The organism is Microbacterium sp. 4R-513 (assembly GCF_011046485.1).
GTDB lineage: Bacteria > Actinomycetota > Actinomycetes > Actinomycetales > Microbacteriaceae > Microbacterium.
Window position 1 is genome coordinate 2024357 of the sequence record NZ_CP049256.1, and the last position, 13603, is coordinate 2037959.

Consider the following 13603-nt stretch of genomic DNA (forward strand, 5'->3'; position numbering starts at 1 on the left):
CGGATAGGCGTGGCGGGACCGGATGCTCCGGTCCCGCCACGGGTGGGAAGTCAGGGCTTGGGGAGCCCCGGAGGATTGATCTCGGACGAGGTGACGGCCTCCGAATCGAGGCCCCAGCACTCGAGGAGCTCGGTGTAGGTGCCGTCCTCGATGAGCTTGTTCAGGACGATGTTCACGGCCTCGATGAGCCCGTTGCCCTTGGCCGTGCCCGCGGCGATCTGCGCCGTGTCGGGCCATCCGCCGGGCACGATGCCCACGAGCTTCGTGTCGCCCGTCTCACGTGCCGACCAGGCCGACGTGGCGTTCGGCCCGAAGGTGGCGTCCGCGCGGCCGGACTGGATCGCGAGCGTCGCCGCAGCGGTGTCGTCGTAGTACACGAGCTCGGCGGGCGCCTCGCCCGCGGCCTCGAGCTCCTCGTTCCAGCGGAGCAGGACCTGCTCCTGGTTCGTGCCCGAGCCGACGATGATCTTGAGGCCCGAGATGTCCTCCGCGCCCTTGATCGAGTCGATGTCGCTGTCGGCCTTCACGTAGAAGCCCAGGAGATCCTCCCGGTAGCTCGCGAAGTCGTAGAGCTCCTTGCGCTCCTCGGTGACGGTGACGTTCGAGGCGATCAGGTCGTACTTTCCGGACTGGATGCCCAGCGGCCAATCGGCCCACGCGACGACCTGCGGGTTGTACTCGAGGCCGAGTCCCTCGGCGATGAGCGAGCCGATGTTCGGCTCGGTCCCCGCGACATCCGTCGCCGCCGACGTGCCCTCGGGCTGGTAGCTCAGCGGCGGGACGAAGGCGCCGACGGCGACCGTGAGCTTGCCGGGCTGGATGGGCTCGAAGCCGCTCGCCTTGAGCGCCTCGACGGCCTCGGGGACGGCATCCGTGTGGAACCACCGGATCTCGTCGGTCGTCGTGTTCGTCTCGGTCGGCGCCGGTGCCGCCGCCGCATCGGCTGCGGACGGCTGATTGAGGTTGATCGCGGCGAAGATGCCGCCGACGATCGCGACCACCGCGACGACGCCGACGCCGATCGCGATGCCCTGCTTCTTGCTGATGGCCATGCTGTGTCTCTCTCTTCTCGGGATGCTTCGGATGTGCGGGATGCTTCGGGCTGTGCGGGATGCTTCGGGCTGTGCGGGATGCTTCGGGCTGTGCGGGATGCTTCGGGACTGCGGGATGTGCGGGATGCGTCGGGGCTATCGGCTGCTTCGGACGGCCGCGGACCCTCAGGCCAGGACCTTGGCGAGGAACTCCCGCGTGCGCGGATGCTCCGGGGCGACCAGCACCCGGTCGGGCGGGCCCTCCTCGAGGATCCGGCCGCCGTCGAGGAACACGATCCGGTCGGCCACCTCCCGGGCGAAGCCGATCTCGTGCGTCACGATGAGAAGGGTCGTGCCGCCTCGGGCGAGGTCGCGGATGACGTCGAGCACTTCGCCGACGAGTTCCGGGTCGAGGGCGCTCGTCGGCTCGTCGAAGAGCAGCACCTTCGGGCTCAGCGCGAGCGCGCGGGCGATCGCGACGCGCTGCTGCTGGCCGCCCGAGAGCTGACGGGGATAGTGGTCGGCCTTGTCGCCCAGCCCGACCCGCTCCAGCAGCGAGAGGGCCAGCTGGCGCGCGGCATCCTTCTCGAGGGTTCCCGTGGCGACCGGCGCCTCGGTGACGTTGTCGACGGCGGTCAGGTGCGGGAAGAGGTTGAAGTTCTGGAAGACGATGCCGACCTGCGTGCGGCGCTTGAGGATCTCGCGCTCCCGCAGCTCGTACAGCCGGTCGCCGCGGCGCTCGTAGCCGATGAGCTGTCCGTCGACGGTCACCGAGCCGCGGTCCACCGATTCGAGGTGGTTGATCGTGCGGAGGAGGGTCGACTTGCCCGAGCCGCTCGGCCCGAGGATCGCGACGACCTCTCCGGGGGCGACCGTCAGGTCGACGCCGGCGAGGACTTCGAGACCGCCGTAGCTCTTGTGGACGTTGTGGATCTCGACGAGACCACGGGTCTCGGTCGCGGGCGCGGTGGTCATCGGGTCTCCTCATTGGCGTCGATGCCGGCATCCGGCGCGATCGGGACTGCGGTCCGGACGGCGGACGGCGGGGGAGCGGGCGAGTCTCCGAGGCGGGCCCACTGGACCGATGTCCATCGGCGGAAGCGCTGGAGCGGGGTCGGCGGCAGCACTCGCACCGTCCCACGGGCGTAGTGCCGCTCGATGTAGTACTGCGCGATGCTCAGGATCGTCGTGATGAGCGTGTACCAGACGACCGCGACGATGAGCAGCGGGATGACGCGGCTGTTGCGGTTGTAGATGACCTGGACGGCGTAGAAGACCTCGGGGATCGCGATGACGAAGACGACCGAGGCGCCCTTGACGAGCCCGATGACCTCGTTGGTCGCGTTCGGGACGATCGAGCGCATGGCCTGCGGCAGGACGATGCGGAAGAGCCGCTGGCGCGCCGGGATGCCGAGGGCCGCCGCCGCCTCGGTCTGCCCCTGGTCGACCGACAGCAGGCCGCCGCGGATGATCTCGGCCGAGTACGCCGCCTGGTGGAGCCCCAACCCGAGGATCGCCGCAGCGAAGGCGCTGATGACGTTGACCGTCGGGAACTCGACGATCCAGAAGTCGGTCGTGAAGGGTGTGCCGAGGCCGAGCGTCGGGTACAGGTAGCCGAGGTTGTACCAGACGATGATCTGCACGACGAGCGGCACCGACCGGAAGAACCAGATGTACGACCACGACGCCGCGGACAGCAGCGGCGACTTCGACAGCCGGCCGAGCGCGAGCACCGTTCCGAGCGTGAAGCCGATGACGGCCGAGATGGCCGTCAGGGCGAGGGTGTAGCCGACGCCGATGAGCACGGGCTCGGCGAAGAAGTAGTGCGCGAAGACGTCCCACTCGTAGTTGGGGTTCGTGACGACCGACCACACGAACTGCGCGACGACGAAGATGACGATCGCGGCGAGCGTCCAGCGGAACCAGTGTCGTGTGTGCACGACGGGAAACGACCCGAGGTCGACGCGGTCGCGGGATGCCTCGGCATCCGTCCCTGAAGCGCCCGCGGTCGGAGGCGCCGGGGTGGCGGGGGGACGCACCTCGACGCGGGTGCGGTCGTCAGCGGTGGTGGTCATCGCGGTCCTCGGTTCGTGGTCGCCGGCGTGGGGCCGGGTGTCGATCACGGTAGGCGGGCCGCGGCATCCGTCACCGGCCGGCGAATCACATGCCGTAAAGATGCGTCGCAGGGGGTAACACAGGGCGGGGGAGAATCGAGGGGAGCGAGGGAGAGCGGTGGCGAACGCACGCGGGAGTTTCGGGCAGCGGCTGGCTGCAGCCCTGCGTCAGGCGTTCGGGAGCCTCTTCACACTGAGGCCCGCACCGGGGCCGCGGTGGCCGATCGCGCTGCAGGCGAGCCTCGCCATGGCCGTGCCGATCGCCGTGATGACGGTCGTCGGCCATCCCGACATCGGATACCAGGCGGCCACCGGCGCCTTCGCAGCCCTGTACGCCTCGAACCGTGCCGCGATCGATCGTGTGCGCGTCGTGCCGGTCGTGGGTGCGGGGCTCTTCGCTGCGGCGGCGCTCGGCGTCTGGGCCGGATCCTCGCCGCTCCTCACGATCCTGGGGCTCGCGCTCGTGACACTCGCCGCCTCGGCGGCCGCCTTCGGCTTCTCCCTGGGTCCGCCCGGGCCTCTGTTCGCGGTGCTGATCTTCGGCCTGTCGGCGCACGTCTCGAGCGTCGGCGCGCCGGCGGGTGTCTACCTCGCGGCGGTCGCGGGCGGCATCCTGCTCTCGATCCTCATCACGGCAGCTCCGCTCGTCCTCGCGAGCAGGCGACGGATGCCTCGCCATCCGCTGCGCGAGCTGCTTCCGGGTCCGTCGTGGTCGGGGCCGGCGGGGATGCTGTTCCTGCGGGCCGCGATCGTGGCGCTCGTGGGAACGGCACTGGGCATCGCGATCGACCCCGACCGGGTGTACTGGATCGTGGGCGCGGCGATCGCCGTGATCGGCACCGCAGCGGAGCGACAGGCGGCCTTCCACCGCGGTCTGCACCGCATGGTCGGCACCCTCGTCGGGGTCGTGCTCTACCTGCTCGTGGCTCCCGTGCCGATCACGGGCATCGCGCTCGCGCTCGTGCTCGGCGGGCTGCAGTTCGCGATCGAGATCGTGGTCGTGCGCAACTACGCCCTCGCCCTGACGTTCATCACGCCGCTCGTGCTGCTGCTCACGAGCGCCGCGACGGGCGTCTCCGGATCGATCGAGGTCGCGAGCGAGCGCGTCATCGACACCCTCGTCGGAGCGACGCTGGGTGCGATCACGGGCCTTCTGCACTCGCGTGCGGCCCGGCGCTGAGACGCCGCTCGCCCACGCGGCCGCGAGGGGCCGCCGTGCCGGGCAGATCGGCGCCCCTCCAGCGACGATCCACCGCAGTGGCGCGGCGGTGCTCGCGCACGAGCCACAGCACATCGCGCCCGAACGACTCGAGGAGCAGGGCGAGACCCACGGCGGTCGCGGCGTAGTCCACCCAACGCGGGAAGGCTCCTGACACCGCGACGACCAGCGCGATCCCGGCGACGGCCGTCACGACCTTCCGCCAGTACCTCGGCGGGAGGATCGTGTTCATCCACGGCCAGACCAGGCCCGCCGCGGCGAAGGCGTAACGGAGGGCTCCGATCGTGACGACCCACCACCCGAGTTCCGGGGCGACGGCGAGGCTCAACACGAGCAGCAGGAACGCGTCGACCTCCATGTCGAATCGCGCGCCGAGCTCGCTCGTGCTCCCCGTCCGCCGGGCGACCCAGCCGTCGACCGCGTCGAGTGCGAGCGCCGGCGCCGCGAGACAGACCAGCAGGGCAGGCGGCACCGGCTCCCACAACGCCGTCGCGACGAGGGCCGTCACGAGGGCGACCAGGGTGGACCGCGTCAGCGTGACGGCATTCGCCGGCCCGAAGCGCTCCAGGCCGCTGCGGCGCAACCCCCTCGTCAGGAGCACGGTCGTCGCGAGAAGGTAGGCGATACCGGCAAACCAACCGAGGGGCGACAGATGACCCGTGAGGGCGATCACGACAAGGCCGACGACGCCGCCGGCCACAGACCACAGTGGAGCGAGCTGAACCTTTCCCATCGCGGTGACCGTTCTCCCTTCGTGGGTACAAGTCATGACACGGATTGGACCCGCTCCGCAGTTCACTTGCGGATCGGATCGAAATGAGGCAGGCCACCGCGTTCTGGGTCGAAGAGCCCGGGAGAGGAGCGCTGCGCACGCAGCGCCTCGCCGAGCCGCGCCGCGGAGAAGTGCTCGTGCGCACGATCTACACGGGCATCAGCCGAGGCACGGAATCGGTCGTGTTCCGCGGCGAGGTGCCGCCCAGCGAGCACACCCGCATGCGGGCGCCTTTCCAGAGCGGGGACTTCCCCGCGCCGGTCGAGTACGGGTATCTCAACGTCGGAGTCGTGGAGGACGGGCCCCATGCGCTCGTCGGACGCACCGTCTTCACGCTCTTCCCCCACCAGTCGGCGTTCGTGGTCCCCGAGTCCGCCGTCTCGATCGTTCCGCCCGACATCCCCGCCCGGCGCGCGGTGCTCGCCGGCGCCGTCGAGACCGCCGTCAATGTGCTGTGGGATGCCGCGCCCCTCGTCGGCGACCGGATCGCCGTCATCGGAGCCGGCATGATCGGATGCGCGGTCGCGCGGCTCGCGCGCGGGCTGCCCGGCGTCGATGTCGCCGTCGTCGACGTCGACCCCGAGAAGGCGGCGGTGTGCAAGAGCCTGGGCGTGCGGTTCGCCCATCCCGATCACGCGCCGGACGAGCGCGACCTCGTGATCGACACGAGCGGCTCGCAGGCGGGGCTGCAGCTCGCCCTCGGCCTCGCGGCGACGGAGGGTGAGGTGATCGAGGCGAGCTGGTTCGGCGACCGATCCGTCACGATCGATCTCGGGGGCGCTTTCCACTCGCGCCGTCTATCGATCCGCTCCAGCCAGGTGGGCATGGTGGCCCCACGGCGCCGCGGAACCCGCACCCTCGCCGACCGGATGGCCCTCGCGGTGCTGCTGCTGCGCGATCCCGCGTTCGACGCGCTGCTGACGGGCGACTCGTCGTGGCGCGACCTGCCCCGGATCATGGCGGGGATCGCGGACGGGTCCACGCCGGGACTGTGTCACACGATCGACTGGAGGGACGCGGCATGACCTACTCGCTGACGGTCCGCGACCACATCATGGTTGCCCACAGCTTCACGGGCGAGATGTTCGGCCCGGCGCAGCGGCTGCACGGTGCGACGTTCGTCGTCGATGCGACGTTCCGCGCCGCCGAGCTCGACGCCGACGGAGTGGTCGTCGACATCGGACGCGCGTCCGAGGCGCTCCGAGGCATCCTCTCGGAGCTGTCGTACCGCAATCTCGACGACGAGCCGCAGTTCCGGGGCGTCAACACCACGACCGAGCGGCTGTGCAGCGTGATCGCCGACCGCCTGGTCGACCTCGCGCGCGACGGCGGGCTCGGTGGGGCCGGACTGAACGGCATCGTCGTGACCCTGCACGAGTCGCACATCGCCTGGGCGTCGTACGAGGTGGCCCTGTGAGCCCAGCCCGCACCGTGCACTTCGTCGTCCCCGAGGGGGTCGATGACCCCGCGCGCGTGAGCGGCGGCAACGTCTTCGACCTCCGGGTCGCCGAGGCGCTGGCGGCGCTCGGGTGGGACGTGCGGCTGACGCCGGTGACGGCGGGCGTCAGCCCCGCTGCACGCATCGTCGACGAGCCGTCGGAAGCCCCAGCGGTCGTCGTGCCGTCCGCGGCATCCGTCCTGCCCGCGCTCGACGACGGGGCGGTGGTGCTCGTCGACGGTCTCGTGGCCGGCCGGTCGGCGGGCGTCATCGAGGCCGAGTGCCGGCGACTCCGGGTGGTCGTGCTGGCCCATATGGTGTCGGACGAGTTCCCGGATGCCGAGGCCGCCGTCGTCGAGGGGGAGCGGCGCGCCTTCGCGGCGGCGTCGCGCATCGTGACGGCCAGTGAGTGGCTGCGTCGACGTATCGTCGACTCAGGACTCGCGGACCCGGTCGCGGTGGTGGCCGCGCCGCCAGGCGTGGAGCCGGCCCCGGCAGCCGAGGGCAGCGCGAACGGCGCATCGCTCCTCTGCGTCGGCGTCGTCGCGCCGCACAAGGGCCAGGACGTGCTCGTCGACGCTCTCACGAGCCTGGACACGGACCTCGAGTGGGCCTGCACCATCGCGGGCGCCGTCGACGTCGAGCCCGCATTCGTCCAGAAGATCGAGCACCGGGCGTCGGCCGAGGGCATCGACGGCCGCATCTCGTTCCCCGGCGTGCTCGCGGGGCGCGCGCTCGACCGGGCCTACGGCCGGGCCGACCTCGTCGTGGCGCCCTCGCGGGTCGAGAGCTACGGCATGGCCGTCGCGGATGCGCTGGGCCGCGGCATCCCGGTCCTCGCGAGCGACGTGGGCGGAATCCCCGAAGCCGCGCGGGGGAGCTCCGCCGCGATACTCGTGCCGCCCGGCGACACGGCCGCCCTCGGTGAGGCGCTCGGCCGGTGGATCGCCGACCCCGCGCTTCGCGCCCGCCTCACCGCGCGTGCTCGGAGCGAGCGCGGGCGCGGCCGACGTTGGAGCGACACCGCCGCGCGGATCGCCGAGGCCCTCGAGGGGGCGCCATGACCGACGTGATCCTGGTCTCGGCGGAGTGGCTGACGATGCGTCAGGAGGCCGACGCCCGCTCGCGCTCGCGGCGGCTCGCCCGCGCGGCCGCGCGGCTCGTGGAGGGGCCCGTGGTGGTGCACGACCTCGGCAGCGGCACGGGATCGATGATGCGCTGGCTCTCGCCGTTCCTCCCCGGTCCGCAGCGGTGGGTGCTGCACGACTGGAATCCCCAGCTGCTCGCGCGAGCCGCTGCGGTGCCGGGAACCGACGCGCAGGGCAACGAGGTCGAGGTCGAGACGAGCGTCGAGCACGCCGAGCACCTGCGGCCCGACGATCTGGCCGGAGCGTCGCTCGTCACGGCATCCGCTCTCCTCGACGTCCTCACGCGCGATGAGCTCGATGCCGTCGTCGATGCGTGCGTCGCCGTCGGGGCCCCCGCCTTCTTCAGCCTCAGCGTCACCGGCCGCGTGCGGCTGGAGCCCGCCGACCCCGGTGACCGGATCTTCCAGGAGGCCTTCAACGACCATCAGCGCCGGCTGGCGGACGATCGCCGGCTGCTCGGACCGGATGCCGCGAGCGCCGCCGCCGAGTCATTCCGGCGCGCGGGGTGGAACGTCCGGGCGGCGGGTTCCGCGTGGCGGCTGGGCGCCGACGACCGCGCGCTCACCTCAGGCTGGCTCGAGGGCTGGATCGCGGCGGGGATCGAGCAGCGTCCCGCACTCCTCGAGTGGGGGGACGAGTACCTCCTCCGCCGGATGCGCCAGCTCGCGCGAGGCGAGCTGCGCGTGATCGTCCACCACGCCGACCTCCTCGCGTATCCGACATGACCGCGTGGGCGCAGGGCGGGCGGGCGCTTCTCGGGTCCCGGCGAGCGCGCGTGTGGGCCGAGGCGCTGCTCGGCGCCGCGATCCTCGTCGCCGTCCTGCTGCAGGTGGGGACTGAGCCTTTCCTGCGCGGGCTGGGGTCGCTCTCGCCGGCCGCGATCGCCGCCGCCCTGATCCTCGCTGCGGTCGCGACGTCGGCCGCGGCGTGGCGGTGGCGCCTCATCGCGGGAGGCCTCGGCATCCCGCTCGGTCAGCCTGGTGCCGTCGCGGCGTACTACCGCTCGCAGTTCCTCAACTCGGTGCTGCCGGGGGAGTCGTCGGAGACGTCCACCGCGCCGTCGCACACGGGCAGCAGGTCGAATCGGTCGCGAACGCGTCGCGTGCGGTCGCTGCCGAGCGCACGGCAGGGCAGGCCGTGCAGCTCGTCCTCGCCGCCGTCGTACTGGCATCCCTCGGCGTCTGGGCATACGCTCCCGCTGTGGGCGTGATGCTCCTCGCAGTCCTCGTCGCCTGCGCCGGGGTCGTCCTCGCTGCGGCGATCAGCCGGCGTGCGCGCGCGGCTCTGCAGCGGGAGCTCGCGCACCTCCGTTCCGCGTTCGCCGGCCGGGGTGTCGTGGTCGGCGTCGTCGTCGCGTCGGCGGTCGTTGTCCTCTGCCACGTCCTCACCTTCGTCGTGGCGGCCGTCGCCGTCGGCGCTCACGCATCGCCCGCCGGTCTCGCCGCCGTCGGTCTCATCGCCGTGATGGCGGGGTCGATCCCGTTCAACCTCGCGGGCTGGGGTCCGCGCGAGGGAGCGGCCGGCTGGGCCTTCGCGAGCGTGGGCATGGGGGCGGCCACCGGCATCGCGGCCTCGACCGCGTACGGCGTGCTGGCGCTCATCGCCGTCGCCCCGGGCGCCGCCGTGATCGCGGCATCCGCTCTGCGCCGTCGCCGCGCGGCGACCGTGGACCGCGCGCGTCCCCTCGTACTGACCGCAGAGGAGCCGTCGACATGACGAGGCCCTACGTGACGCTCAGCTGCGCGATGTCGCTCGACGGCTATCTCGACAGCGCAGCGCCGCACAAGCTCCCGATGTCGAACAGCGCCGATTTCGACCGCGTCGACCAGCTCCGTGCCGACAGCGACGCGATCCTGGTCGGGGCGTCGACCCTGCGGCGCGACGACCCCCGCCTCATGGTGCGGAGCCCCGAGCGGCAGCTCGTGCGCACCGCCGCGGGACTGCCCTGCTCGCCGACCAAGGTCACGGTCACGGCGACGGGCGAGATCCCGTGCGAGGCGGCATTCTTCCGCGAGGGGGATGCCGAGAAGATCGTGTACTGCCCGCGCGAGGTCGCGCCGGGGCTCGCGGCACGGCTGGACGGCACCGCGACCGTCGTGGGACTGGGCCGCGGCGAGATGGCGATGGCGGAGGTCCTGGACGATCTCGAGGCCCGGGGGATCAGGCGGCTCATGGTCGAGGGCGGAGGGCACGTGCACACGCAGTTCCTCGTCGATCAGCTCGCTGACGAGCTGCAGCTCGTCGTCGCCCCGTTCTTCGTCGGCGAGGCGCGTGCACCGCGCTTCGTCGAGGCGGGGCGCTTCCCGTGGAACGCGAAGCACCGCGCGACCCTCGCCGAGACACGCCAGATCGGCGACGTCGTGCTGCTCCGCTATGCGCTCTCGGACCGGTTCTCGCTCGAGGGCGACGAGTCGGCGTGCGCCCGCCGTCCGCTCGCGCGGTCGTAGCGGGAGCGGGCGTGCGGAGCGGGTCTCGCCGGCGGGAGGTCGAACGGGGATCGCCCGCGGCGACGGTGGCGGCGTTCGCGACCATCGTCCTCGCCTCCCTTCTCCCGGGCGCGTTGAGCGCGGGGAGCCCGCGGGCGCTCCTGGGCATCCCGTTCGAAGTGGTCGCGCTCGTCCTGCTGATGATCGTGCTGCCGTGGCGGGCCGCCCGGGTCACCGTGGCGGTGCTCTTCGGGGTGGTCGTCGTCGGGGCGATCGTCGTCGGAGCGCTCGACCTGGGATTCCTGTCGACGATCGACCGACCCTTCAGCGCCGCCGACGACTGGCCTGAGGTGATCGCCGCCGGTGGCGTCGTCGCAGACGCGACAGGGCCGGCCGGCCTTCTCGCCCTCCTGGCGTTGCTCGCGGTGGTCGCCGTCGCCCTCGTAGGCGCGCTCGCGGTCGCGGCGCTCCGCGCCGGCCGCTGCGTCGCGACCACCGGCACGGCCGGCCGCCGGGCGGCTGCCGTCGTCGCGGCGGCCTGGATCGTCGGAGCCCTGCTCGGCTCGCAGCTCGTCCCCGGCGTCCCGCTGGCATCGGCGGACTCGGCGCGGGCGATCGCCGCCACCACAGAGCAGACCGCGGAGGGCATCCGCGCGCGTCAGGTGTTCGCGCGGGAGATCCGCGCCGACGACTTCGGGCCCGGCGACGACCTGCTTGCGCGGCTGGCGGGCAAGGACGTCGTCTTCGCCTTCATCGAGAGCTACGGGCGTGTCGCCGTCGAGGGGTCGAGCTTCTCATCGGGGGTGGACCGCGTGCTGCGGCAGGGCGGGGAGCGGCTCGCCCGCGGGGGGCTACCTGTCGCGGAGCGCCTTCCTCAGCTCTCCGACCTTCGGAGGAGTCAGCTGGCTCGCGCACTCGACCCTCCAGAGCGGCCTGTGGGTCGACTCGCCGCAGAAGTACGCGCAGCTCACGGCCACGCAGCGGTTCACCCTCGCCCACGCCTTCGCGGAGGCGGGCTGGCGGACCGTGGATGTCGTCCCGTCGAACAAGGAGCCCTGGGACGTCGCCCGCACGTTCTACCATTACGACGCGGTGCTCGACTCGCGCAATCTCGACTATCACGGGCCCCGGTTCAGCTACGCGCGGGTGCCCGACCAGTTCACGCTGCAGCAGTTCCGCGATCGCGAGCTCGCCCCCGGCCACGCCCCCGTCATGGCCGAGATCGACTTCGTCTCCTCGCACACGCCGTGGACGCCCCTTCCGAGCCTTGTTCCGTGGGACGAGCTCGGCGACGGCTCGGTGTTCCAGGCGCAGGCCGATGCCGGCGACCCGCCGGTCGTCGTCTGGCAGGACCCGGAGCGCGTGCGGAAGCTTTACGGCGAGTCGATCGAGTATTCGCTCGGCGCCGTCTTCTCGTACCTCGAGACCTACGACTCGCCGGACCTCGTGCTGGTGGTGCTGGGCGACCACCAGCCGGCGCGCATCGTCAGCGGAGAGGATGCCGACCACGACGTGCCTGTGACCGTCATCGCCAAGGACCCGGCCGTCATGGCGAGCATCGACTCGTGGGGGTGGGAGGACGGAGTGCACCCGTCGCCCGACGCACCGGTGTGGAGGATGGACGCGTTCCGCGACCGCTTCTTCACCGCCTTCAGCGGAGGGTGAGCCGAGGCATCCCTCGACCGATCACTCGGCCGCGCGGCCGCAGCACTGCGAGTCAGCGGCGGAGGGTGTCGGAGGGGCGTTCGCCGTACTGGTCCGCGTACAGCTGCGCGAAGCGGCCCGCATGGACGAAGCCCCACTTGCGTGCGACGTCCCGAACGGCGACGCGGGCATCGGTGGCGTTGCGCAGGTCTTCGTGGGCGGCGCGCAGGCGCAGGCGCCGGAGATAGTGCGACGGCGTCATGCTGAACTGCCGCTGGAAGGCCGACTGGAGCGCGCGCGTCGAGACGCCCGCAGTGATCGCGATGTCGGCGATCGAGAGTGGGTCCTGCAGATGCTGCTCCATGTGCGAGATCGCCCGGCGCAGGGCACGCGACGTGGCCGCGGGACGGGTGGCGGTCAGATCGATGAGCGGGAAGGTGGCGAAGACCGACGTCAGCGCCTGGTGGGCGATCTGCGAGCGGACGAGCGGGGCGTCGCGCAGGGTCGGGTCGGCGATGAGCGTCGCCTCGACGAACCGGAGGGTCTCGATCATGAGGGCGTGGTGCTGCGAGCTGCCGTTGAGGCCTTCCAGTCGCAACGGCCCCGGCTCCCTCCCCGTGAGAGCCTGCGCCGTCCGTCGGAGGGCGTCCCCTTCGATGCGAAGGGTGCGCAGGTGCAGGCCGCTGAACTCGACGCGCAGATCCCGGCCGGGCGGCACGAGGAACGGGATGGCACCCGGGCCCGACTCCCGTCCGGCACGCCAGCGGTGACGTCCGGCGGGAGCGTGGGCGACGATGAGGTCCGGGAACGAGTCCGTGCCCGAGCGGCACGCGCCGATGAATCGGAGCGTCGCCGCCGAGAATCCCTCATCGGTGACGGCGGCGGCCTCGTACCGGAACTCCTGCGGCGGATCGGCGACGAGTGCCATCGATGTCCCGTACAGCTCGCGCATCGAGCCGCGTGCCTCATCGACGTTCGTGCTGCGCGCGAAGCGACGCGTATAGGGCGTCTCCAGGTCGTCCATCATCCTCCGGATCCACCATCTCCGACGGCCGTCGCGGGAGCCGCGACACTGTCCCGTTCCCGAATGCGGCGTCCTCTGTGCGCAGGATCCCGTCTCTGCGCGCGGCCCCGCCTGTCCGGTGCGCGGCGGCGCGTCATCCTCGTCGTCCGAGCCGTATTCCGGATGGTGCATGCGGCGCCCCGGCCGGGTCGGGTGCGACCCGGCCGCGCCGCCTCAGAAGAGACGGGCAACCCGCCGCAGGATCGCCACGGCGCCGACGATCGAGAGCACCCACGGTCCGACCACGATGACCGGATCGAGCCACGCGTGCTTCAGGTCGGCGCGGTGGCGGCCGAACCGCGATGCCAGCGGTCGCCGTCCGCGCTCGCCGAGAACCCCCGTCTGCGTCACGGGATTGTCCGGACGCAGCGTCGCGAAGGAGCGCAGGTGCGCGCCGACGGAGTCGACGCGATCGCCGACCACGAGGAGGAGCCAGTGGGCGGCCCGGCCCTCGCTGTAGTGCGCGTATGCGAAGCGGCGAATGGCGCCCGAGACGCCGTGCAGCGGCTGAGCGGTCCCGAAGACCGGGGTCAGGCGCAGGTGCTCGATCGAGCGCTCCCGACCGTTCGGGTCGGGCTGGCTCTCGGGGAGGTCCCAGTGCGCGCCGGTCTCCTGCGGCGCGAACCGCTCCTTCGGGTACGAGGGCCGGTTCGCGGGGTCGAGATCGGCACCCCAGCCGGGGATGCGAGCCCGAAGCTCCTCGGTCGTCTCGGGAAGCGGCGGCTTGTCTGCGGTGTACGGCATGGCT

At 72.0% G+C, this 13603-nt stretch carries 14 protein-coding genes and 1 pseudogene; 9 read left to right on the forward strand and 6 right to left on the reverse strand.

Going from position 1 to position 13603, the window contains the following annotated elements; all coding sequences use genetic code 11:
• Positions 1-50: 50 nt before the first annotated feature.
• From G5T42_RS08780 to G5T42_RS08790, 3 genes are all read right to left on the reverse strand, one after another.
• A complete protein-coding gene (locus G5T42_RS08780; protein ID WP_165127761.1) occupies positions 51-1052 on the reverse strand; it encodes an ABC transporter substrate-binding protein in 1002 nt (333 codons plus the stop codon).
• A gap of 165 nt (positions 1053-1217) precedes the next feature.
• Positions 1218-2006 carry an amino acid ABC transporter ATP-binding protein gene (locus tag G5T42_RS08785; RefSeq protein WP_165127763.1) on the reverse strand — a complete coding sequence of 263 codons (789 nt, stop codon included), beginning with the start codon at positions 2004-2006 and terminating at the stop codon, positions 1218-1220.
• Complete coding sequence (locus G5T42_RS08790; RefSeq protein ID WP_206535600.1) at positions 2003-3106, reverse strand: amino acid ABC transporter permease; 1104 nt, start codon at positions 3104-3106, stop codon at positions 2003-2005. The genes G5T42_RS08785 and G5T42_RS08790 overlap by 4 nt, the downstream gene beginning before the upstream one ends.
• A 157-nt stretch (positions 3107-3263) precedes the next feature.
• On the opposite strand from G5T42_RS08790, the gene G5T42_RS08795 reads away from it, so the two are divergent.
• Positions 3264-4325: an FUSC family protein gene (locus G5T42_RS08795; protein WP_241245752.1), complete on the forward strand. Its 1062-nt coding sequence runs from the start codon at positions 3264-3266 to the stop codon at positions 4323-4325.
• Here the strand turns inward: G5T42_RS08795 and G5T42_RS08800 are convergent.
• Positions 4288-5097, reverse strand: a complete 810-nt coding sequence (locus G5T42_RS08800; protein WP_165127765.1) for a CDP-alcohol phosphatidyltransferase family protein — start codon at positions 5095-5097, stop codon at positions 4288-4290. The two genes, G5T42_RS08795 and G5T42_RS08800, sit on opposite strands and share 38 nt — an antisense overlap.
• 83 nt (positions 5098-5180) lie before the next feature.
• On the opposite strand from G5T42_RS08800, the gene G5T42_RS08805 reads away from it, so the two are divergent.
• From G5T42_RS08805 to G5T42_RS08835, 8 genes and pseudogenes are all read left to right on the forward strand, one after another.
• Positions 5181-6161, forward strand: coding sequence for a zinc-binding alcohol dehydrogenase (locus tag G5T42_RS08805; RefSeq protein ID WP_165127767.1), 981 nt, complete (start codon positions 5181-5183; stop codon positions 6159-6161).
• Positions 6158-6553 carry a 6-carboxytetrahydropterin synthase gene (locus tag G5T42_RS08810; RefSeq protein ID WP_165127769.1) on the forward strand — a complete coding sequence of 132 codons (396 nt, stop codon included), beginning with the start codon at positions 6158-6160 and terminating at the stop codon, positions 6551-6553. The genes G5T42_RS08805 and G5T42_RS08810 overlap by 4 nt, the downstream gene beginning before the upstream one ends.
• Positions 6550-7638, forward strand: a complete 1089-nt coding sequence (locus G5T42_RS08815; RefSeq protein WP_165127771.1) for a glycosyltransferase family 4 protein — start codon at positions 6550-6552, stop codon at positions 7636-7638. Before G5T42_RS08810 ends, G5T42_RS08815 begins: the two co-directional genes overlap by 4 nt.
• Positions 7635-8447: a class I SAM-dependent methyltransferase gene (locus G5T42_RS08820; RefSeq protein ID WP_165127773.1), complete on the forward strand. Its 813-nt coding sequence runs from the start codon at positions 7635-7637 to the stop codon at positions 8445-8447. Before G5T42_RS08815 ends, G5T42_RS08820 begins: the two co-directional genes overlap by 4 nt.
• Positions 8444-8740 (forward strand): annotated as a pseudogene (locus G5T42_RS17985) (hypothetical protein); the annotation flags it as partial. The gene G5T42_RS08820 and the pseudogene G5T42_RS17985, both read left to right, overlap by 4 nt.
• Positions 8656-9438, forward strand: a complete 783-nt coding sequence (locus tag G5T42_RS17675) for a lysylphosphatidylglycerol synthase domain-containing protein (protein ID WP_347103704.1) — start codon at positions 8656-8658, stop codon at positions 9436-9438. The pseudogene G5T42_RS17985 and the gene G5T42_RS17675, both read left to right, overlap by 85 nt.
• Positions 9435-10169, forward strand: a complete 735-nt coding sequence (locus G5T42_RS08830) for a dihydrofolate reductase family protein (RefSeq protein ID WP_165127775.1) — start codon at positions 9435-9437, stop codon at positions 10167-10169. Before G5T42_RS17675 ends, G5T42_RS08830 begins: the two co-directional genes overlap by 4 nt.
• Positions 10170-10916: 747 nt before the next feature.
• On the forward strand, positions 10917-11813 hold the full coding sequence (locus G5T42_RS08835; RefSeq protein WP_165127777.1) for a hypothetical protein: 897 nt from the start codon (positions 10917-10919) through the stop codon (positions 11811-11813).
• Positions 11814-11865: 52 nt separating this feature from the next.
• On the opposite strand, the gene G5T42_RS08840 is transcribed toward G5T42_RS08835, so the two are convergent.
• Both G5T42_RS08840 and G5T42_RS08845 read right to left on the reverse strand, forming a co-directional pair.
• A complete protein-coding gene (locus G5T42_RS08840; RefSeq protein WP_165127779.1) occupies positions 11866-12819 on the reverse strand; it encodes a helix-turn-helix domain-containing protein in 954 nt (317 codons plus the stop codon).
• A 210-nt stretch (positions 12820-13029) separates the two neighbouring features.
• Positions 13030-13599: a hypothetical protein gene (locus G5T42_RS08845; protein ID WP_165127781.1), complete on the reverse strand. Its 570-nt coding sequence runs from the start codon at positions 13597-13599 to the stop codon at positions 13030-13032.
• Between the last annotated feature and the right edge of the window lie 4 nt (positions 13600-13603).